General features: G+C 47.5%; 21 protein-coding genes and 2 tRNA genes. 21 read left to right on the top strand and 2 right to left on the bottom strand.

Going from position 1 to position 22047, the window contains the following annotated elements; all coding sequences use genetic code 11:
- The 3 genes from gltX to A3750_RS00410 form a co-directional block, all read left to right on the top strand.
- Window positions 1-1408 (top strand): glutamate--tRNA ligase (gltX, locus tag A3750_RS00420; protein WP_068547918.1); only part of this gene is annotated, 1408 nt, incomplete at its 5' end.
- 102 nt (window positions 1409-1510) lie between these two features.
- Window positions 1511-1586: transfer RNA gene (locus tag A3750_RS00415), tRNA-Ala, on the top strand.
- A 152-nt stretch (window positions 1587-1738) separates the two neighbouring features.
- Window positions 1739-1814, top strand: a tRNA-Glu gene (locus A3750_RS00410).
- A gap of 245 nt (window positions 1815-2059) precedes the next feature.
- Here the strand turns inward: A3750_RS00410 and A3750_RS00405 are convergent.
- Window positions 2060-2731: a hypothetical protein gene (locus tag A3750_RS00405; RefSeq protein WP_068520249.1), complete on the bottom strand. Its 672-nt coding sequence runs from the start codon at window positions 2729-2731 to the stop codon at window positions 2060-2062.
- Window positions 2732-2928: 197 nt separating this feature from the next.
- Between A3750_RS00405 and A3750_RS00400 the strand changes: the two genes are divergently transcribed.
- The 14 genes from A3750_RS00400 (at window position 2929) to secF (ending at window position 17785) form a co-directional block, all read left to right on the top strand.
- Entirely contained in the window at window positions 2929-3792 is an 864-nt protein-coding gene (locus tag A3750_RS00400; RefSeq protein ID WP_068457324.1) for a DUF58 domain-containing protein, read from the top strand.
- Complete coding sequence (locus A3750_RS00395) at window positions 3789-5786, top strand: DUF3488 and transglutaminase-like domain-containing protein (protein WP_068456947.1); 1998 nt, start codon at window positions 3789-3791, stop codon at window positions 5784-5786. Before A3750_RS00400 ends, A3750_RS00395 begins: the two co-directional genes overlap by 4 nt.
- Before the next feature lie 9 nt (window positions 5787-5795).
- Window positions 5796-6776 carry a DNA polymerase III subunit delta' gene (locus tag A3750_RS00390; RefSeq protein WP_068456944.1) on the top strand — a complete coding sequence of 327 codons (981 nt, stop codon included), beginning with the start codon at window positions 5796-5798 and terminating at the stop codon, window positions 6774-6776.
- 85 nt (window positions 6777-6861) lie between these two features.
- Window positions 6862-7212, top strand: a complete 351-nt coding sequence (locus tag A3750_RS00385) for a PilZ domain-containing protein (protein ID WP_068457860.1) — start codon at window positions 6862-6864, stop codon at window positions 7210-7212.
- Between the two features lie 96 nt (window positions 7213-7308).
- Window positions 7309-8091: a TatD family hydrolase gene (locus A3750_RS00380; protein WP_068458683.1), complete on the top strand. Its 783-nt coding sequence runs from the start codon at window positions 7309-7311 to the stop codon at window positions 8089-8091.
- A 5-nt stretch (window positions 8092-8096) separates the two neighbouring features.
- Complete coding sequence (locus tag A3750_RS00375) at window positions 8097-8954, top strand: alpha/beta fold hydrolase (RefSeq protein WP_197466552.1); 858 nt, start codon at window positions 8097-8099, stop codon at window positions 8952-8954.
- Window positions 8935-9798, top strand: coding sequence for a DUF4892 domain-containing protein (locus A3750_RS00370; RefSeq protein WP_068458684.1), 864 nt, complete (start codon window positions 8935-8937; stop codon window positions 9796-9798). Before A3750_RS00375 ends, A3750_RS00370 begins: the two co-directional genes overlap by 20 nt.
- A 291-nt stretch (window positions 9799-10089) precedes the next feature.
- A complete protein-coding gene (gene prmB / locus A3750_RS00365; RefSeq protein WP_156492673.1) occupies window positions 10090-10983 on the top strand; it encodes a 50S ribosomal protein L3 N(5)-glutamine methyltransferase in 894 nt (297 codons plus the stop codon).
- A gap of 92 nt (window positions 10984-11075) precedes the next feature.
- Entirely contained in the window at window positions 11076-12173 is a 1098-nt protein-coding gene (gene aroC, locus A3750_RS00360) for a chorismate synthase (protein WP_068464285.1), read from the top strand.
- Window positions 12170-13195 carry a tRNA preQ1(34) S-adenosylmethionine ribosyltransferase-isomerase QueA gene (queA, locus tag A3750_RS00355; RefSeq protein ID WP_068464281.1) on the top strand — a complete coding sequence of 342 codons (1026 nt, stop codon included), beginning with the start codon at window positions 12170-12172 and terminating at the stop codon, window positions 13193-13195. The genes aroC and queA overlap by 4 nt, the downstream gene beginning before the upstream one ends.
- A 54-nt stretch (window positions 13196-13249) precedes the next feature.
- Window positions 13250-14383 carry a tRNA guanosine(34) transglycosylase Tgt gene (tgt, locus tag A3750_RS00350; protein WP_068453320.1) on the top strand — a complete coding sequence of 378 codons (1134 nt, stop codon included), beginning with the start codon at window positions 13250-13252 and terminating at the stop codon, window positions 14381-14383.
- A gap of 50 nt (window positions 14384-14433) precedes the next feature.
- Entirely contained in the window at window positions 14434-14796 is a 363-nt protein-coding gene (gene yajC, locus A3750_RS00345; protein ID WP_082863079.1) for a preprotein translocase subunit YajC, read from the top strand.
- 133 nt (window positions 14797-14929) lie between these two features.
- Window positions 14930-16786, top strand: a complete 1857-nt coding sequence (gene secD, locus A3750_RS00340; RefSeq protein WP_068453323.1) for a protein translocase subunit SecD — start codon at window positions 14930-14932, stop codon at window positions 16784-16786.
- A 21-nt stretch (window positions 16787-16807) separates the two neighbouring features.
- Entirely contained in the window at window positions 16808-17785 is a 978-nt protein-coding gene (gene secF / locus A3750_RS00335) for a protein translocase subunit SecF (protein WP_068453325.1), read from the top strand.
- 63 nt (window positions 17786-17848) lie between these two features.
- Here secF and A3750_RS00330 read toward each other — a convergent pair whose 3' ends face one another.
- Complete coding sequence (locus tag A3750_RS00330) at window positions 17849-18649, bottom strand: inositol monophosphatase family protein (RefSeq protein ID WP_068453327.1); 801 nt, start codon at window positions 18647-18649, stop codon at window positions 17849-17851.
- Window positions 18650-18790: 141 nt separating this feature from the next.
- Between A3750_RS00330 and A3750_RS00325 the strand changes: the two genes are divergently transcribed.
- The 4 genes from A3750_RS00325 to A3750_RS00310 all read left to right on the top strand — a co-directional run.
- Window positions 18791-19603, top strand: coding sequence for an RNA methyltransferase (locus tag A3750_RS00325; protein ID WP_231871651.1), 813 nt, complete (start codon window positions 18791-18793; stop codon window positions 19601-19603).
- Window positions 19604-19607: 4 nt separating this feature from the next.
- Entirely contained in the window at window positions 19608-20381 is a 774-nt protein-coding gene (gene cysE, locus A3750_RS00320) for a serine O-acetyltransferase (RefSeq protein ID WP_068453329.1), read from the top strand.
- A gap of 73 nt (window positions 20382-20454) precedes the next feature.
- A complete protein-coding gene (gene iscR / locus A3750_RS00315) occupies window positions 20455-20916 on the top strand; it encodes a Fe-S cluster assembly transcriptional regulator IscR (protein ID WP_068453331.1) in 462 nt (153 codons plus the stop codon).
- A gap of 21 nt (window positions 20917-20937) precedes the next feature.
- Window positions 20938-22047, top strand: a 1110-nt coding sequence (locus A3750_RS00310) for a cysteine desulfurase family protein (protein WP_068547917.1), incomplete at its 3' end; no start/stop codon positions are given.

Raw genomic sequence — 22047 nt, 5'->3', positions numbered from 1 at the left:
CGCAAAGCAACATAATGGGAAGTTTATATTGCGTATTGAGGATACAGATCAGGCGCGTTCTACACCTGAATCGGAAGCTCAGATTCTCGACGCCTTGCGTTGGCTCGGATTGAACTGGGATGAGGGTCCTGATGTTGGTGGTCCTTATGGCCCTTATCGACAGAGCGAGCGCAAACATGATTATGCCGCTTATGCGGAGCGGTTGGTAAACGAGGGCAAGGCGTTTTATTGCTTTCGCACCCCTGAAGAACTTGATGTCATCCGTGAGGAGCGTAAGGCTGCCGGGTTGAATCCGGGAATTAAGGGCGCTTTGGAATTGCCCTCTGATGAAGTTGAACGTCGCTTGGCCGCGGGAGAGCCGCATGTTATTCGGATGAAGGTACCTGATGAGGGAACCTGTGTGATCGAAGATATGTTGCGCGGAACGATCGAAATTGATTGGGCGCAAGTAGACTGCCAGATACTTCTTAAGAGTGATGGCATGCCGACATATCACTTAGCAAACGTGGTTGATGATCACCTGATGGCAATTACACATGTTATTCGGGGTGAAGAATGGATCAACTCTGCTCCGAAGCACAAATTGCTTTATGAGTACTTTGATTGGGAAATGCCGGTACTGTGCCATATGCCTTTATTGCGTAACCCTGATAAAAGCAAGTTGAGTAAGCGGAAAAACCCCACAAGTATCACCTACTATGAACGTGTTGGTTTCATGCCCGAAGCGGTGACCAATTATCTTGGCCGCATGGGTTACTCTCTGCAGGATGAGCGAGAAAAGTTTTCTCTTGCAGAGATGATAGAAACCTTCGATATTCAGCGGGTTTCGCTTGGTGGTCCCATTTTCGATGTAGAAAAGCTTAGTTGGCTCAACGGGTTGTGGATTCGTGAAAACCTGAGTGACGAGGAATTTGCATCCCGCGCTCAGGAATGGGCGTTTAATGCTGAGTTCGTAAAACCGATGCTTGAGCATATTAAGGGGCGTGTTGAGACGTTCTCGGATATCGCTCCTCTGGCAAGTTTTATGTTTTCGGGCATGCTGAATCTCGATCGCGCCGATTTCGCACACAAGAAACTCGAAGAGGGGCAGGTTAAGCGTGTTCTGCAGTTTGCTTTGTGGACTCTGGAATCGCAGCGTCATTGGAACAAAGAAAACGTTTTTGGGGACGTTAAGGCCTTGGCCAAGGCAATGGAAATAAAGATGGGTGACTTTATGCAGCCTTTGTTTGTCGCGGTTGCTGGAACACCAAACTCTTGGTCCGTTGTGGATTCTATGGTCATGCTTGGTCCCGATATGACACGTGCTCGTCTTCGTCATGCGCTCAATGTGATGGAGGGCTTTTCTAAGAAAGAAACGAAGCGCGTAGAAAAAGAATATCAGGCTGTTTTGGTTAAAATTTCAACGTAAATTACCGGTTTGAAATAAAGCAAATAAAAGCCTTAAAAACGGCTTGACTCGCATGGGGCGTTTCAATAATATACGCCCCCGTTGTGAGGCACTCATGCCATCGGGGCCATAGCTCAGCTGGGAGAGCGCAACGCTGGCAGCGTTGAGGTCGACGGTTCGATCCCGTCTGGCTCCACCAACTTTTACTTCTTTTGAAGGCATTTAAAAGTTGTGTGGTTTACGCGCAGAGTGTTAGTTGTAGTTGCTTTGATTTTATCTAAGCCTGCTGCAATGCCTAGACACAACAAGCAGGCAATAAGTAATGAGTAGTATGTCTGTCGGACAAGTTTTGTCCCCTTCGTCTAGAGGCCTAGGACACCGCCCTTTCACGGCGGTAACAGGGGTTCGACTCCCCTAGGGGACGCCAAATTCTGCTTAAGCAGACGATCAAACCGCTTTAGGAAACTAAAGCGGTTTTTTTGTGTCTGGATATTGTGTCGGATAGCGGTGTCAGAAACGGGGAGGGCGATGCTCTGACCTTGCGCGGCATACTATTATTAGCGAGCAAGGTTGGGATCGTAACTAGTTGCGTGTTTTGGCTTCCCTTTTTTGGTGCGAGCTGAGTTGGATAGATTTGGCAGGTCTCGATGCGAGCTCTGGTTAAGGCTATTTTTACTCGGCAGGCGGAACGGTAAATGTTAGATCAAATCCACCGCCCTCTCTTGGCAAAATTTGCACCGGACTGCCTTCGGTAACGGCCTCTGGAATATTTATTTGCTCAATGCCCGGAATGTTGCCAATTGAGAACGTGAGTTTGTCTGCGTCGCGACTCAGTGCTAGATCATCCCCAATATAAGAAAAATCAAAATTGCCTTCAGGCGGACGATAGCGCTCGTCTTCAAGAATGTCTGCGACAGGGATTGTTGTAAGCTCTTGATAGGTTGGTACATCTACCACAGGTTCTGATTCAAAAGCCGCATCGACGGTCGAGTTTCTAAGAAGTTCGTCATCCAGCTCCACGGCGTTAGCGAGCCCTGTTTGGGACTCTTCAGCTTCGATCAGAAGTTCTGAGTCTGTGTCTTCGCCTTCGTACGGGGCGATTGTGACGCTGGAAACCGTTTTTTGCTCACTTAGGCTTTGTTTTCGAGGCGTGATGATGATGGTCGAGTCTTCGATATAGGTTTCAGTGAGCTCAGAGCTGCTAAGTGATTTCACTTCAGCTTGTAACGGTGCGACAAATAAAGCGAGCCCTAGCGTAAAACCCAGAACTGAAAACGTATCGTAAGAATGAATACGTTTTGAAAGGTGTTGTTTCATAATCATCATACTTCCCAAATATGCCATGTCAGTATTTACCTAGAAGCAGGTTATTGCAAGTTGGGCGTGTGATTAGTCAAACATAAATTGCAGCTTTGTGCTGTAATTACGGCTAAAGGCGAGAGCCAGTTACCAGAGCTGAAAACGGTCATTGGAGAGACGATATTAACAAGGTTTTTAAAGGTTGGCTTGAAAAGCGCGCAAGGCCTAGTTCTGAGCATTTTTTGAATCAACGGAATATCTATATTTTTCCTAGCAAGCAGGGTTTTGCCTTTTGTGTAATGCTTGTATTGATGCTGCTTACGGCCATCAATTATCAAAGTAGCTTGATATACCTGCTGGTGTTTATTCTAGGCTCAACATTTCTGATTTCGATTTGGCTTTGTTTTTTCAACATGCATGGCTTGGCGTTGCGCGTTTCACGCATTGGTCCTGTTCAGGCGGGGGTGCCGGTTAGTGTTGAATTTTCGGCAAACCTGGGTGGAAAAGAGCGGTCGGGTTTTTACATTAAACTTGATGAGCAAGCCGTCGCTTCGTGTTGGCCTATGGAAACTTCATCCGTGATTGAGATAAGAGGGGAAGAGTATGCGCGCGGCATTTTCGACTTGCCGGCTGTCAGTCTTGAGACATACTTCCCTTTTGGGTTGATCAGGGCGTGGACTTGGATCTGGTTTGACTCAAAGTTGGTCGTTTATCCTGCTCCGATAGAGCCGCCGATGGTGAGCGGGGCGGGCGGTGATGAGGAGGGTGCACTAAGCAAGCGCGAAGGGGAGGAGCTGGGTGATGTCCGTGAGTATCACGCTGGTGACAATATGCGCAGAGTATTGTGGCGACACTATGCCCGTAGAGAGGAGCTCGTCGTTCGTTCGAGAGAATCTGTCGCGAGCAAAAAGGTGACCCTTGATTGGGAGAGTTATTCAGATTTTGGTATTGAGCAGGCTTTGAGTTACATGTGCTTTGATGTGCTTAGTTTGTTCGAGGCGAATCAGGAGTTTTCGTTGGTCATGCCCAACTCTGAGGTGCCGCTAGGGGCGGGTGAGGAGCACCGTGATGCTTGTCTTACAGTGCTTGCGGGGTATGCGGCGTGAGTGGCACTAATTCAGACTTTTTCGCGAACGACCTTCCGCAATTTCGACATTTGGTTGCTTTGGCGATTTGCGTACAAGCGGTTGCGTTCTTAACGATCGCGCCGTTATGGCTGTTGCCATGTCTTGCCTTATTTTGTTTGTTTCTTTACGTGCGCCCATTAGCGCAGTCACGGATTCTGCGCTTGGTGCTGGTCTTTACCTGTGTCGCGTTGTTTTTTATCGATTACCGATTGGCGTACTCAGTGGAGATGGCCTCAGTTTTTTTACTCTTGGTCGCGAGTATGAAGGCGACGGAGCTATCCGGTAGGCGGGATATTCTGGTCTTCGTCTATTCCATGTTTTATTTGAGCGCGGTCTCGATGTTGTTTGAGCAGTCAATCAGTCATGTATTGCTGCAGCTATTCTGCGTGATGCTGTGCTTTAGCCTTTTAATGCGTTTGAGCGATAGCTCGCTCGGGAGTGTGAGATCGCAGCTTTGGCGAGTGACGAAAATGCTCTCGCTCGCAGTACCGTTTGCGGTGTGCTTTTTTTTGTTCTTTCCTCGTTTCGCGCCGCTGTGGTCTTTGCCCATTAAAACGAGCCACTCACAGACAGGGATGAGTGAAGAAATGACGCCAGGCTCTATTGCTGAGCTGAGCCAGTCTGCCGAGCGCGCTTTTAGAGTGAGCTTCAGTGGGGTCGCCCCAGCACGACAAAACCTTTATTGGCGCGCAATGTTGCTGGATTACTTTGACGGTAGAACGTGGAGACGAGCATCTAGCTCTTTGCTGCTGGAGCGAGGACGTCAGGGGCTCTTGCATGACCGTAAGTATGAGGTTTTTGAGCCGCAAGAGCTCGATCAGAATTATTATGATGTGATTCTAGAGCCGCATCAAAACCGCTGGGCGTTTGCATTGGTTGGCTCGCAGCCGGCATCGGGTAATGTGCATAAAATGGGTGGCGGAATCTACGAGTTCAGGCAAGACGTTGTGTCTCCAACGCCTTACAGGATGTTGTATGAAAAGACGCTTTTACCTGTTTCGGAGGTTCCTGGGGCTGTTGTCATATCAGGTGTAGAACGCATTGCTTCGCAAGTTAATCAAGACCTTCAGCTCCCGCCAACGGGTAATCCGCTTGCGCGTCAGTTAGTCGATCAGATGCTTTCGTCCGGGCCTACTGAGCTTGAGTATGTGGCTGCGGTGCTGCGCTATTTTTATGATGAGGGCTTTGGCTACACGCTGAAACCGCCAACGCTTGGGGTAGATAGTGTTGACGACTTTCTTTTTGGGACGCGTCTTGGGTTCTGTGAGCATTTTGCGAGTAGTGCGGCTTTCCTTTTTCGTGAAGCCGGTCTTCCCGCGCGCGTAGTAACGGGTTATCAAGGCGGTGAGTTCAATGAGGATATGGGTTACTGGCTAGTCCGCCAGTACGATGCGCACGCGTGGGTTGAGGTTTACATCACTGGAACGGGCTGGCTACGAGTAGACCCAACTGCCTATATCGCGCCAGATCGTATTGAGCGAAACTTAGAAGAAGCCGTGCGTGGTGAAGGGACTTTTCTTGCCGACAACCGCTTCGCAGCGTTTGCTCGCGAGCTGCCAATTCTCAACTGGCTCAGTCGACAATCCGATGAGTTGAACTACCGTTGGCAGCGTTTTGTTCTGGGTTATGGCGAACAGGATCAGCGCAAAATTCTTGAAAGCCTTATCGGTGGGTTTGATTTACGCTCCTTGCTATGGCTGCTCGTTGGCTTATTGGCTTTTATCTCAATGTGTGTGGTGCTCTATATTTGGTTGGGCCGATATAATCCAAAGCTTAGCAAGGTCGAACGAACGTATTTGCGATTTTTGTTGCTATTGAGGGTGAAGGGAGTGCAGCGAAAAATGGGGGAAACGCCGAAGGCATTTAGTGAGCGAGCCTCCGCAGAGCTCGGACCCAGATTTTCACGACTTCTCGAAAAACGTACGCAAGCATTGCATAAAAATCTGTACAATGCTGACAACTCCAATGACTAGTCTAAATCTATGAATCTGCCTTGGCATCGTGATATCACTGAAGGGATTGCAACCCTTGAAGCACAAAAGCAATTGCCGCACGCCATTATGTTATCTGGTGGCGTTGGTCTGGGGGCTGGTCGCCTAGCGGAGGATCTCGCAGCTCTGATTCTTTGTGAGCATTCTGTTGAAAGCCGCGCATGTGGAAAATGCAAATCTTGCAGTTTGTTTGAGGCCGGTAGCCACAATGATTTTGTTCGTCTGTGTCCCGAGGAAGAGGGAAAGCAGATTAAGGTAGATGCGGTGCGCGAGCTTGTAGAGTTTGTGACCGAATCAAGTATGCGTGGCGGTCATAAAGTGGCGATTATTAATCCGGTTGAGGCGATGAACCTTAGTGGGTCAAATGCCTTGCTTAAAACACTTGAGGAGCCAGCGGGAGATACGATTTTGTTTTTGGTTGCGGAGCGCCAGGAAGCAGTGCTACCCACGATACGCTCCCGATGCCAAATCAAAACCATTTTTCCACCTCGGCCTGATGAGGCGCAGTTATGGTTAAGATCGCAAAACCTTGAGCAGAGTGACGAACAAATTTCCGCATATCTTGCGATTGCTCATAATGAACCGCTCAAGGCACTGAGGTACGCAGAGCAGGGTGCTTGGGATCAACAGCTCGCAATGCTAAAAGGCTTGTCTGAGGCTCTAAAACGCGAGGTTTCTGTTCCAGACTTAGCCGCAAATTGGAGTGATGATTTTCTTGATGATCGACTAGAGTGGCTGATTCAATGGGCTGAGCAAATGATCCGGTACGAATCGACTAAGGATGAAGCGATGTTTAGTCATCCGCAGGGTGTCGCTATGCTCCGTTACCTATCCGGAAAATCTCACCCTGAATTGTTGTTTGCTTTGCGCGATAAAATGCTGAAGGAGTTTCGCTTATTGCGCGGCACTACAAACCCGAACCCGCAGTTGTTATGCGAGTCTGTTATTCTTGCTTGGCTAGAATTGATGTAGGGTTTAACGAATTTCATTAGCATGTTTAACACATTGCCCTATACTTCTTTAAATAGATTATAGTTTTCAGGATGTTATAGAATTTATGTCAGCCGGATTTGGTGCGCGCAGCGGGATACTCACGCTCACAATTAAAGATAAGGCCGTTCTTTATGCGGCTTACATGCCATTCATTGAAAACGGTGGTTTGTTTATTCCTACGGGTAAAAATTATCATCTTGGTGATGAGGTGTTTTTGCTGCTTAACCTGATGGACGAGCCAGAAAAGATACCTGTTGCTGGTAAGGTTGTTTGGGTAACCCCAAAAGGCGCTCAGGGCAACCGAGCCGCAGGCATCGGTGTCCAGTTTAATGGTGAAGACGAAACGGCTAAGAATGTGATCGAGACGAATCTCGCGGGTGCCTTAACGTCGGATCGACCAACCCATAGTATGTAAGCATCAACCCCTATGTTAATTTGGCGCTCCTCAGGGTGCGCCTCCACAATCTTCCATGTAAACTGCCCTGCGAAATCTTTCATCTTATGAGGCGGTATGTTCATTGATTCTCACTGTCATCTCGACAGGCTTAAATTAGAAAAATACGAAAATGGGCTCGATGGAGCGATTGCTGCCGCTACCGATCAGCAAGTGAGCGAAATGCTTTGTGTAGCCATCGATCTTGAGCACGTAGACCAGGTTCTAAATATCGCTGCAAAATACCCGAACATTTACGCCTCTGTTGGGGTGCATCCTACGAGTTACGAAGGTGAGGAACCGACAGTTGAGCGGCTTGTGGGCTTGGCGGATGCTCAGAAAGTCATCGCGATTGGTGAAACGGGGCTTGATTATTACTACAGCGCCGAAATGAAAGAGTTGCAGCAGCAACGCTTTAAAGTGCATCTTGAGGCAAGTAAGCAGACTCGTAAGCCTGTTATCGTGCATACCCGTGATGCAAAGGAGGACACCCTGTCCATTATTGCTGATCATGGCGACGAGCGTATTGCCGGTGTTCTGCACTGCTTCACCGAAGATTTGGACATGGCCTTGCGCGCAATCGATCTTGGCTACTTTATCTCGTTTAGCGGTATCGTTACGTTTAAAAATGCGGCTGAACTTCAGGAGGTCGCTCGATCAATTCCGCTTGAGCGCATGCTCATAGAGACAGACTCGCCATATCTTGCACCCGTGCCGTATAGGGGTAAGCCAAATGAGCCAAAATATGTCCCAAAAGTAGCTGAGTTTATTGCCGAGCTTCGTGGTTTGTCGGTTGAGCAGATAGCGGAGCAGACGGCGGCGAATTTTCACTCGCTGTTTCGTGATGCTAGAGGAGTATAAGCTGTTTGGAATTGAAGCATTTTGAAGAAAAAACCGGAAGACTCACCTTAGCGGGTTTAACCAATGGTGTAGAGGTCGGACGACCAATTATTGCCCTACATGGTTGGTTGGATAATGCTGCTTCGTTTAGCCCTTTGGCAGAGTATCTGGACTTTGATCGTCCTTTTTTTGCATTAGAGTTGCCGGGGCATGGTCATTCCGAACATCGACCAAAATCCGCTAACTATCATCTCGTCGACAATACGTTGGATGTACTAGCGTTTGTAGACGCCATATGTGAAAACGGTGAGTTTGATATCATTGGGCATTCTTTGGGGGGTATTGTTGCGACACTTATCGCAGCTTCGGTTCCTGAGCGCGTCAAGCACTTGGTGTTGTTGGATAGTTTAGGCCCTTTGACTGATGATATAGAGAATGTGCTGCCTCAACTTAAGAAGGCGGTTAAGCGCGCTGCTGCTTTGCGTCACTCAAAATTAAACACGTACCCGAGTAAAGAGGTAGCAGCAAAGGCGCGAATGTCGGGAGTTGGCAAGATATCCATCGAGGCTGCGCGTACTTTAGTCGAGCGAGGAACACGAGAAGTAGAGGGAGGATACGTTTGGTCTTCTGATCCGCGTCTTTTAGAGCCTTCTCTTCTTAGGTTCTCTGAAGCCCAGGTTGCAGCCATTATGGGCGGAATAGAATGCCCTGTTCAGCTAGTGGTGGGGGAAGATGGTTATTTTCGACAATATGAAGCGATTTCGAAGCGACTAGCGTATATACAAAACCTGAAAGAAGACAAAGTGTCAGGTGGCCATCACTTCCACATGGAAGGAGATATTAAACGGACGGCGGAGATAGTACATGGGTTTTTGGGTGCATAAAAAGCTAAAGAATATTCTGTTTGGGCTCGGTGTGTTTTTGGGTATTTGTGGCAATCTATCCGCCGAGGGATTTGATTTTGTCGCAAGTGGCCTTTCATTAGAAAAGGCGACGACGCAGGCGGCTGATAAGCATCCAATGCCGTTGAGTGCCATCAAACGAGTGAGTAATCGTTTGATGATTGAGTCGCAAACGGACGTGGTGGGTACGCGTTCAAATTATCTTTACAGAGTGTCAGAAGCAACGAGTCTTGATAAAGCTGTTGGATATTATAAAGAACTTTTGAGTGATCAGGGGCGTATCGAGTTTGCCTGTGAGCAGAGAAACTGCGGTGCGAGTAATCATTGGGCTAACGATATTTTTGGCAATCGGAACTTGGCTGGTCGAGATTCTGATCAATCTTATTTTGCTGGTCGTCTCGATGACGGTGTTCATCAGGGATGGTTAAGCGTTTATGCTGTTACGAATGCGCGCAGAATTGATTACATCTATATAAGCTTTATTCCCGCGCCGCCTGAAGACTACGTGGCGGATGCAAAACGCGGCGTATTACTGGGCGAAGCGGTGCTATCAAAAGACTGGGCTAAGGCCTTGGGTGATTATTTGCAGGCAAATGCTAATGCTAAATTGGTTGTGGTTGCGTTTTCAAAGCCTGTCTCATCAGCCGCGCAGTTAGGGAACTCGATAGAAAGCTCTGCTGAATATGGCGAGACTATGCTTGTGGCTGCGCGTGAAGCGATCGGAGTTGATGGGTCACGCGTTGAATTGCGCTCTATGGGCATGCTGGGGCAGCGCCCGCTTGGATTTAACGCTCAAGATTGGGCGTATCTCTATCTCGTTGATTAGGTCTCGTTGATTAAGTCTCGTCGATTAAGTCTCATTGATTAAGTCTCATTGATTAGTTCTTTTTGGCTGGAGCGAAGTTTGCAGCAGACCTTCAGATTTTCTGCTTTTCGTGAAAGGGGGTCAGACCGTTGAGAACCATGTCGCTATGCTATGTCCGATTGGTTTTGATGAGTGTGACGTGCGGCGTTGTTCGATTTTCCCGTTTTTATACCTAAAGGGTCTTGATTCTTAGCACTTGTCAGTCAATGTCTATATAATTGCGCGGTTTTAAATAGCCACGGAATTCGTCCAGTGTCAGCCCAATTAACGTCTATTGCAGATTTTATTCGATATAGCTTTTCGAGAATGAACGCGGCCAAGCTTTTCTTTGGCCACGGCACCGATAACGCTTGGGATGAATCGGTCGCCTTGGTTCTTCAATCTCTAAATCTACCTTGGGATTTTGCGCGAGATCTTTGGCCATGCGTTCTCACCGAGACTGAGCGTCAGTTCGTTCTTGAAAATATTGAGGCGCGTATCAATGACCGAACACCACTCGCGTACTTAACCAAACAGGCTTATTTTTGTGGTTTAAAATTCTATGTCGATGAGAGAACCTTGGTTCCTCGGTCACCGATTGCTCAATTGATTGAAAACGGTTTCCAGCCTTGGGTCTTGGACGAGCCTAAGCGCGTCATGGATTTGTGTTCAGGAAGTGGCTGTATTGGCATTGCAACGGCGCTGTTGTTTGAGGACGCGCAGGTAGATCTTCTCGATATCTCTTCCGACGCGCTCGAGGTTGCAAGGATCAATGTTGAGCAATACGAGCTGCAAGAGCGAGTATCCACCATTGCATCGGATTGTTTCTCAGGTCTCGACGCAAGCTACGAGCAGCAATATGATTTGATTGTTTCGAATCCTCCATATGTCGATGCCAGTGATATTGCTAGTATGCCACAAGAGTTTCATCAGGAGCCGATGTTGGGGCTTGCTTCTGGTGTTGATGGCCTGGATTTTACAAGAGTGATGTTGGCAGAGGCTTCGCGTTTCTTAAGCCCTAGGGGAGTCTTGATCGCCGAGGTTGGTAATAGCTGGCAGGCACTTGAAGCCGCTTATCCTCAAGTGGAGTTTACGTGGCTCGACTTTGAACATGGTGGCCATGGCGTATTTATGTTGACCGCTGATCAATTGAAAGAGATTGAGTGAAGTAAAAGAGTACAACAAACTCTAGCGCGTGTTGCCAAAACAAGGCATAGAGTTCAATAACGAAAGATAAGCAAAACGAAGAGTTTAATACGATGTCTGGTAATACCTTTGGAAAACTATTCACAGTCACCTCGTTTGGTGAAAGCCACGGTAAAGCGTTGGGGTGTATCATTGATGGATGTCCTCCGGGGATCGAGATTTCTGAAGAGGATATTCAGTTCGATCTGGATCGTCGCAAACCGGGTACCTCCCGATATACCACGCAGCGTAGAGAGGCTGACGAGGTGAAAATCCTAAGCGGAGTGTTTGAAGGGAAAACGACGGGGACGTCAATTGGTATGGTGATTGAGAATACCGATCAGCGTTCAAAGGACTATTCGAACATTGCAGATACGTTCCGTCCAGCGCACGCTGACTACGCCTATACGCAAAAATACGGCTTTCGTGATTATCGGGGCGGTGGTCGTTCCTCTGCGCGTGAAACGGCGATGCGTGTTGCGGCAGGTGCCGTCGCTAAAAAGTATCTCAAGCAGGCTTTTGGTATCGAGATCTACGGTTATTTGTCCCAGCTTGGTCCAATCAAAGTTGAGAATGTCGATCTAAGCATTGTAGAAACCAATCCATTTTTCTGTCCAGATGTGAACAAGATTCCTGAGATGGAAACCTACATGCAGGCGTTGAACAAAGAAGGCAATTCTGTTGGCGCGAAGATTACGGTCATTGCTACAGGTCTAATGCCAGGCTTAGGTGAACCAATCTTTGACCGCTTGGATGCCGAAATTGCACACGGTTTGATGAGCATCAACGCGGTAAAAGGTGTAGAGATTGGCGCAGGTTTTGATTCGGTATCGCAAAAAGGCACCGAACATCGTGATGAGATGACCCCAGAGGGATTTCTTAGTAACAATGCTGGCGGTGTATTGGGTGGTATTTCAACTGGCCAAGATATTGTTGCGCATATCGCACTAAAACCAACTTCCAGTATGCGTTTGCCCGGAAAGAGTATTGATCGGTTTGGGAACGCGATCGAAGTGTCTACACATGGTCGTCATGACCCTTGCGTTGGAATTCGCGCGACCCCAATCGCAGAGGCGATGCTGGCGATGACGTTGATCGATCATGTTATGAGACATCGTGCTCAGAATGCAGATGTAACGTGCGAAACACCAATCATTAAAGGTTCGGTATGAAGGTATCCGACTTTGACTTTGAGCTTCCTGAGGAGCTGATCGCAAAGTACCCACCAGAAAAGCGTGGGCAAAGCAGATTGCTCCATGTTGATGGAGTAAGTGGCAATAAACAAGATATGTCTTTTTCTGATTTGCCTAGCTTGTTAAACAAAGGCGATTTACTGGTCTTCAATAATACAAAGGTTGTCCCGGCTCGAATGTACGCTAAAAAAGAGACGGGCGGCGCTCTCGAGATTTTGTTTGAGCGGAAAGTTTCTGAAGATCGGTTTTTGGCGCATGTAAGATCCTCAAAGTCCCCAAAGCCGGGTAGTAAGATATTTACTGAAGGCGGCAGCGAGTTAGAGATGCTTGGTCGCCAGGGCGCTTTATTTGAATTACGTGTGTGTGATTCAGAAGTGTTTGATCTTTTGTATCGAGAAGGGCATGTACCATTGCCGCCTTATATCGATCGAGCCGATGAAAAGCTGGATGATGACCGCTACCAAACTGTCTACGCCAAAGAGCCAGGGGCAGCCGCCGCACCGACAGCGGGACTTCATTTTAGTGAAGAGATGCTTACCGCTTTGGCCGCGCAGGGCGTTGAAACGACGTATGTCACGCTACACGTCGGCGCGGGAACGTTTCAACCAGTGAAGGTTGAAACGGTTGAGGATCACGTGATGCATAGCGAGTGGATACAAGTTTCTCAGGATACAGTGGATACGATTAGTGCCACTAAGCGCAACGGAGGACGTGTCGTCTGCGTTGGCACCACGAGTATGAGAAGTCTTGAGGCGGCAAGTCAGAGTGGAGAATTAAGCGCGTTTGAAGGTGATACGGATATTTTTATCTACCCTGGCTACTCTTTTAAAACGGTTGATGCGCTTGTCACCAATTTCCATTTGCCTCAAAGCACCTTGTTGATGCTGGTGGCTGCGTTTTCTGGACAGAAAACAATTATGGCCGCCTACGAGCATGCTATTCAGGAGAGATATCGGTTCTTCAGTTATGGCGATGCAATGTTCTTAGAGCCTACGCGTTAATTTTTTACACCAGAATTTTATATCGGAGAAGGTATGTCTCGTCCTGAATGCTTCATGTCGTTCGAAGTCAAAAAAACAGACAAAGTTGCACGGCGTGGAGAGCTTAAGTTTCCTCGGGGAACGGTTCAGACACCCACATTTATGCCCGTAGGAACATATGGCACGGTAAAAGGTATGTTGCCGAGGGACATAAAGGAGATTGGCGCAGAGATTATTCTGGGTAATACCTTTCATCTCATGTTGCGTCCTGGTACTGATGTTGTTGAGGAACATGGCGATTTGCATGACTTTGTGCAGTGGCAAGGTCCGATTTTGACTGATTCGGGCGGCTTTCAAGTGTTTAGTCTTGGCGACTTGCGTAAAATTACCGAAGAAGGTGTCAAATTCAAGTCACCCATTAACGGTTCAGAAGTTGAGATGACGCCAGAAATCTCGATGGAGGTTCAGCGGAAACTTGGCTCAGACATCGTCATGATTTTTGATGAATGCACTCCCCATCCTGCAACTTGGCAGGAAGCGAAGGATTCAATGGAGCTGTCATTGCGCTGGGCGAAGCGAAGTAAAGACGCGCATGGCGAGAGCCCTTCTGCTTTGTTTGGAATCGTGCAAGGTGGAATGTATGAGGATCTGCGCGATATATCTTTAGCCGGTTTGAGCGATATTGATTTTGATGGCTATGCAATTGGCGGACTTTCGGTGGGTGAGCCGAAAGAAGATATGATGCGAATTCTAGAGCATTTGTCCGATAAAATGCCGGAGAACAAGCCTCGTTATTTGATGGGGGTTGGCAAGCCGGAAGATTTGGTAGAGGGCGTTCGGCGGGGCGTTGACATGTTCGATTGCGTTATGCCTACACGAAATGCGCGTAATGGCCATCTGTTTACGCACAATGGTGTTGTAAAAATTCGAAATGCAACGCATCGGCACGACATGAGCCCGCTTGATTCTGAATGTGATTGTTATACCTGCAAAAATGTTACGCGCTCATATTTGCATCACTTGGAGCGCTGCGGCGAGATGCTAGGGGCGCAGCTCAATACCATCCATAATTTGCGATATTATCAAAATCTTATGAGCGGATTGCGTGAAGCAATCGAACAAGGTAAATTGACCGACTTTGTCGACGCCTTCTATCGGGCGCGGGGTCTTGAGACCCCACCTTTAGAATTGGAAGATGCATTCGAATAGTCGAATCGAAACTAAATTATTTGTTACTAATACTGAGGAAGAAAATGAGCATGCTTATTAAACAAATTACACTTTTGGCGTTAATGGTTTTGTCTGGCGCAGCGTTCGCGGAAGGCGCCGCACAACCAGGCGAGCCGAGTGCCGTCATGCAACTTATTTTCTTTGGTGGCTTTATTCTTATCTTCTACTTCCTTATGTGGCGCCCGCAATCAAAGCGTGCCAAAGAGCATAAGAATCTTGTTTCAAGTTTGAGCAAGGGTGACGAGGTTGTCAGCAGTGGAGGCATTGCTGGAAAGATCACAAAAGTATCGGAAGATTTCATCTCCGTAGAGGTTTCTGAGGGCGTGGAATTGAAAATCCAGAAAGTGGCCGTTTCTTCTGTTCTACCTAAGGGAACATTGAAGGGTCTATAGTAAATAGCCGGCTTTGTCCGGCTTTTTCATTTTTAGTGCGCAGTAACTTTTTAGTAATTCTAAATCCTGTTTAGTAAGCCTAACTCAAGTTGCATGTGATTGAACAAGAAAAGAAAGGTAATTAGGAGCTCACATGCTCAATAAATATCCTGCTTGGAAATATGCCTTACTTGCTGTGTTATTAGCGGTGGGTGGTATCTACGCATCTCCAAACTTGTATCCCGATGACTTCGCTATTCAGGTCACGGGTACTCAAAGTACGACAGAGTTGGATGCCAGCCTTGTCAGCACTGTCGAATCAGCGCTTGCAGATGCCAATATTTCTGCAAAAGAGATCGAGCTTCAAGATCGTCTTGTGCTGGTGCGTTTTAACTCTAGTGATGATCAGTTAGCAGCCAAATCTGCAATTCGAGATGGTTTGGGGGATGAGTATATCGCGGCGCTGAATATGGCTCCGACGACGCCAGATTGGCTGAGGGCAATTAATGCGGGGCCAATGAAGCTTGGTCTAGATTTACGCGGTGGTGTTCACTTCCTTTTAGAAGTAGATATGGAAAAAGCGCTAAGTCAGCGCTTGTCGGTCTATGAGAGCGAAATTAAATCAGTCCTTCGCGAAGAGCGTATCCGATACCGAGCGTTTGGTTTAGATGGCCTGGACGCAATAAAAATTAAGTTTCGTCAGGCTGAGGAGCGTGACAAGGCAGAAGCGCTAGCTGCCAGAGAGTATCGCGAATTCATGCGCGAGACAGAAGAAGATGACGAAGCGGCGTATTTGACGTTGCGCCTGTCTGAGCAGAGCATCGCAGATATTGAAGACTATGCTGTCCAACAAAACCTGATTACCTTGAGAAATCGAGTTAATGAACTTGGTGTTGCGGAGCCTCTTGTTCAAAGGCAAGGAAGGGACCGCATCGTTGTTGAGCTTCCAGGCGTTCAGGATACGGCAACTGCAAAGCGTATTATTGGTAAAACAGCAAACCTGGAGTTTCGTTTAGAAGGCAAGCCTGGAGCGCCAAGTAGCAGTACACAGCGATTTGTATTCCGCAATGATGAAGGGCGTTCCGCGCTTCTAGAGAAAGACGTTATTGTCACCGGAAGTAATGTTTCCAATGCCAACGCAGGGTTTGATGAAAACGGCGTTGCTCAGGTAAACATCAGTCTTGATGGTAACGGCGGAAAGATGATGTTGGACGTGACGAAGCGTTCGATTAAACGACGCATGGGAGTTTTGTTCATCGAGCAGAAGTCTGAAACTCGCCGTAGAATGGTCGATGGTGAAGAGGTTGTAGAGCGAAGAAATCGTGAGATCCGCAACATTATTAACCTCGCGACAATCCAGTCTGCGTTTGGCAACTCATTCCGTATAACAGGTTTGGACTCTCCGACTGAGGCTGCTGAACTTGCCTTGTTATTGCGTGCAGGTTCTCTTGCGGCACCCGTCTACTTTGTTGAAGAGCGAACTGTTGGGCCAAGCCTTGGTCAAGCGAACATTGATGCCGGGCTTCTGTCTGTACAAATCGGTTTCGGACTTGTTCTCATATTTATGCTTATCTACTATCGCGTTTTCGGTTTAATCGCGAACGCAGCGCTTCTGGTGAATGTTGTGTTGCTGTGTGCGCTGATGTCGATGATTTCTGCAACGCTCACGTTGCCGGGTATCGCCGGGATTGTTTTGACAGTTGGTATGGCTGTGGATGCAAACGTTCTAATCTTTGAACGGATAAGAGAAGAGCTAAAGGCTGGATTGTCTCCGCAGCGCGCGATTGACGCTGGTTACGGTCGAGCTTTCGTCGCAATTCTCGATGCAAATATCACTACATTTATAGCAGCAATTATACTATTTGCCGTTGGTACGGGGCCCGTGAAAGGCTTCGCGGTTACGTTAGCGCTGGGTATTCTGACTTCAATGTTTACTGCAATTTTCTTGAGCCGCGCGATTACTAATCTTGTGTATGGTTCTCGCAAAGTTCAAACGTTATCCATAGGTTGATGAGTAGTTAAGGTGAAAGAAATGAATACAATTGACTTTATGGGTAAGAGAAAAATCGCAGCAGTTGCTTCGGTTTTGCTTCTCATCGCATCTCTCAGTTCGCTCGCGATGCAGGGCTTACAGCTAGGGCTCGACTTTACTGGTGGTACCTTAGTTGAGGTCGAGTATGCAGCAGCACCAAATCTCGAGGATGTAAGAAAGACCTTGAATGATGCTGGCTATGACAAGCTCGTCGTTCAGAACTTCGGTGCTGATACTTCAGTGTTAGTTCGCTTATCTCAAGGCTTTGACGATAAGGTGGGCGAGCAAGTTCTTAATGTATTGTCCGGTACTGGTGATGCGGTGACGCTTGAACGCGCTGAATTTGTTGGATCACAGGTGGGTGAAGAACTCCGAGAGCAGGGCGGCTTAGGTTTATTGTTGGCCTTGGGAATCGTCATGGTATACGTAGCACTCCGCTTTCAGTTTAAGTTTTCTGTTGGTGCGGTTGCAGCTCTGATTCACGATGTGATTATCGTTGTTGGTATCTTCTCAATCATTGGTTGGGATTTTGATCTGACTGTACTCGCAGCGTTATTGGCGGTGATTGGTTATTCTCTGAACGATACGATTGTCGTATCCGATCGGATACGAGAGAACTTCAGAAAGCTTCGTAAATCAGATTCGGCAGAGGTGATAAATATCTCTCTGACACAGACGCTCTCGCGTACGTTGGTGACATCATTAACTACGATTTTGGTGCTTGTTGCGCTTTATATTGTAGGGGGTGAGATGATTAACGGCTTTGCGAAGGCTTTGCTGATTGGTGTTGTTGTTGGTACTTATTCTTCGATCTATGTGGCGAGTAATGTCTTGCTATCAATGGGTGTGAGTAAAGAGGATCTCATCCCTGCAGTCGACAAAGAAGAGGGTGAAGTTGATGATGGCCCAAGCGAAGCCGATATTCGCAAACTAGAAGAGCAGGATCGTCGTCGTGCTGAGAGAGAAGGAAAAGCATAGGTTTCCTTTTCGAGGCACAAAAAAACCAGCCCTAGGGCTGGTTTTTTTGTGCCTTGTTATTACTTAAGCTGTCAATTTTGACCCATAGCTAGAGAAGCGCTGTAGTGTCGATTTGAAAAGCTTAGGGTTGGCTACGACTAAGGTTTTATCGCCCGATTTCATAAATCCGTTGCTTAAACTGCCCACCAAGGCGCCGGCTTCGGCACACAAAAGTAAAGAAGCTTCAAGATCGTTCGTATTCACGTTCGTGAGAAGCGCTGCGTCTAATTGGCCTGATGCAACTTGTGCAAGGTCGAGGTTAGCGCAGCCGCTAACACGGGCATTGATGCCTGCCTGGCCCATGCTGGTCACGAGATCTGATACAACATGGTCTCCGCTCTCTTGAGCAAATTGGTTTAATGAATCTGTCGCAAATAAGCTACCTTCCAGTTGGCGTTGGGCGCTGACACGACATCGTCGATCATTGAAGATTGCGCCACCACCTTTTACGGCCACGTATTCAGCACCAGTGAAGGGGTTAACGATTACTGCGCTATGGATTTTGCCATTTTTTTTGTGGATGAAACTGTATACAGTTTGAGGGATTTTGCGAAGAAGGTGCTGTTCGTTGTCAAAACCTTGAATAAGCCATAGGTCCTCTTTAATGTCGCTAACTTGCTCACCTATTTCGGCAACGTAATGCTTTGGGTAGCCTTTTTTAAGGGCGTCCATCAGCGTTTTGAACAAAACTTCCTCAAGGTGTCGAACAAGTTTTAGATCTTCCTTTAAGTCTGCGGTCGCATGCTCTTTTCTGTCGATGCTCAGATTCACGTATTCATTGAATTGGCGTGCTGCACGTAGCGCAATGTTCAAAATTGGTTGCATTCTTTTCACCTAGTCCTAGTCTGTGGCGGCATGATAACAAAAACCTGTGTTATTGCAGCAAAAAAGCTGAGTAGTTCACAATAAATGAATATACTCTCGTGCTGAGTATAGTCTTCATTTTTTAACAAAGGTTGTTTGGTAATGACCGAAATGGTCGATAAAGAGACAGGGCGGCATCCTGATGTATTCGAGTTTATTGATATCGTGCTTGTGCACACCAGTCACTCTGGAAACATCGGTGCGGTAGCAAGGGCGATGAAGAATATGGGCTTTGGAGCCTTGAAGTTGGTATCACCCAAAGATTTTCCATCCGATGACGCAGTAGCGAGGGCGGCTGGCGCGTGCGATGTACTCGATTCTGCAACTGTTTTTGGTAGCCTTAGTGAGGCCGTTGCTGATTGCCATTACGTTGTTGGAGCGAGCGCGCGAGTGAGGAGCTTTCCTTGGCCCGTCATGAATCCGCGAGAAACGGCGCAGAAGGCGATGCGGTTTCTTGCGGAGTCGGATGGAGGGGCATTACCAACGAAAGTGGCATTTGTTTTTGGTAGAGAGTCAAGCGGGCTCACCAACGAAGAGCTGCATCAATGCAATGCACATGTTCACATACCAGCCAATCCCGATTATTCATCGCTAAACTTAGCAATGGCGGTTCAAGTGCTGACTTATGAATTGAGAATGCAGATCTTGGAATGCATGGATGGTGGATTGGATGCATCGGTTCTTGGGCCTGATGATCTAGGTTGGGATGCTGAGCCTTGCTCTACTCAGGATATCGAAGGTTTGATGTCGCACCTTACGAATGTGATGACGCGCACGGGCTTCTATGATGAGCAAAACCCGGGTCAACTTCAGCCGAGACTGCGCCGTCTTTTTCAGCGCCGTACGTTGGACAAAATGGAGCTTAATATCCTTCGGGGTATACTTAAAAGCGTAGAGAAAAAATTACAAAGGTAACGACATGTTTGATGCGGTAAGGGAAGATATTAAGAGTGTATTCAGTCGTGATCCAGCAGCTAGAAATACATTTGAGGTACTCACAAACTATCCTGGCCTCCATGCGCTTTGGATGCATCGGTTGGCTCATGGGCTTTGGAGTAGGGGGTTCAAATGGTTAGGTCGTTTTGTTTCCTCTGTCAGTCGCTGGTTTACTGGAATCGAAATACATCCCGGCGCAACCATTGGTCGGCGCTTTTTTATTGACCATGGCATGGGTGTTGTTATTGGGGAAACAGCCGTCATCGGCGACGATGTGACGCTCTATCAAGGGGTCACACTTGGCGGGACTAGCTGGAATAAGGGTAAAAGACACCCGACCCTCTCTGACGGCGTTGTGGTTGGGGCCGGTGCGAAAGTGCTCGGCCCGTTTGAGGTTGGCGTAAATGCCAAAATAGGATCGAATGCTGTTGTCACGAAAGAGGTTCCCGCGGGGGCGACGGTAGTAGGAATTCCAGGTCGGATTATATTGAAATCCGTTTCGGAGATGCCGGCTGTAGATGAAGATAAGCGGAAAAAAATGGAAGAAAATTTTGGTTTTGATGCTTATGGGTTGAGCGAGGAGATGCCAGACCCCGTAGCCAAGTCTTTACGCAGCATGCTCGATCATATGCATTTGGTCGATGAACGTATGAATCAGATGTGTAAGGAATTGCGCAAGTTAGACTCAAGTTTTGATAAAGAAGAAATTAAGAGTATTGATGATCGGGATGTGGATTGCTTCAAGCAAGCTAAGTGAGGCGAGTATAATAGTTGACTGTTATAGTCGGGTATAACATAATTTTCCGATATTTTTATGTTATGAGCAGTTTATGCGTCTTACCACAAAGGGTCGTTATGCGGTTACAGCAATGCTCGATCTTGCATTGCATAGTGAGGCCGGCCCAGTTTCTTTATCCGATATTTCTGCTCGACAAGGGATATCTCTCTCGTACTTAGAGCAGTTGTTCTCTAAGCTGCGGAGAAAGGCTCTCGTATCAAGTATCCGTGGTCCGGGCGGGGGCTATGTACTTGGCGAGATGCAACGAGACGCGTCGATTGCATCTATTATTGATGCCGTTGATGAATCGATTGATTCAACAAAATGTCAGCAAAAAGGCGATTGTCAGCAAGGGCAAAAATGCCTTACCCACCATTTATGGTCTGATTTAAGTGAACAGATACACTCTTTTTTAGACGATATCACCCTTGAGCAGTTGATGCTAAAAAGCGAAGTTCTTGAGACCGCGGAGCGACAAAATACAACGGTCGGTTTAATATATTCCGAACAGTAAAGTCTTGGTTCACAGTAACAGATGATTTATTTAGATTATGCAGCAACAACGCCGGCCGATCCGCGAGTTGTTGAAAAAATGCTCGCCTATCTTGGGGTTGGAACATGTTTCGCAAACCCTGCTTCGCGTTCACATATGCTTGGTTGGCAGGCGGAGGCAGCCGTTGAAGCTGCGCGCAAGACAATTGCTAAATCGTTGCATTGTGATGTTCGCGAACTTGTCTGGACGAGTGGTGCGACCGAGTCCAATAATCTCGCTATCAAAGGGGCGTTAGAATATTTGCGGGGCAAGGGTGATGAGAGGCGACATATCATCACCTCAAAAACCGAACACAAAGCTGTTCTTGATGTGTTTGAATACCTTGCTGGCTTGGGCTACCAAACGACGTTTATTGACCCAGATGAAGACGGCGTCATCAGTGTTGAACGTTTAGCGGCTGCAATTCAGCCAGACACAGCTCTTGTCTCTGCCATGCATGTGAATAATGAGACTGGTGTCGTTAATCCGATTATGGAGCTGGCACAATTCACTAAATCGCATGGCGCTTTGTTTCATGCTGATTGCGCGCAAAGTGCAGGTAAATTGCGTATTAACCTGAGTGAGTTGCCTGCAGACATGATTTCCTTATGTGCGCATAAGATATATGGTCCGAAAGGTGTAGGCGCACTGTTCGTTAGGCGATCTACTGAGTTTGGCGTTCGTGAGCAGATCCATGGAGGCGGGCATGAAAGAGGTATGCGTTCTGGTACGTTGCCGGTGCATCAGATTGTAGGTTTTGCGGAAGCTTTGCAGTTGTGTACTGAGGATATGCAGGCGGAGCAAGAACGCGTTGCTGGATATCGGGCGCGTTTTTTACAAATGCTTGGTGGTGCAACGTATAGAATAAATGGTAATCCTGAAAAAACTGTCCCAGGCATTGTTAATTTATCTTTTCCAGGTGTGGATGGGCAAATGCTGCTGACTGCGTTGCCAAACCTTGGGGTGTCATCCGGAAGCGCTTGTAACTCTGCTAGCATGAAACCCTCGCATGTGCTGAAGGCTATGGGGTTGGGCGACGAAGAAGCTCTTAGCTCATTGCGATTCTCATTTGGAAGGTTTACTACTGATGATGAAGTCCTTGATGCGGCGTCA

The sequence above is a fragment of the Oleiphilus sp. HI0079 genome, from assembly GCF_001635105.1.
The sequence above is the reverse complement of the archived record's forward strand: the minus strand, read 5'-3'. Positions and strand labels throughout refer to the sequence as shown.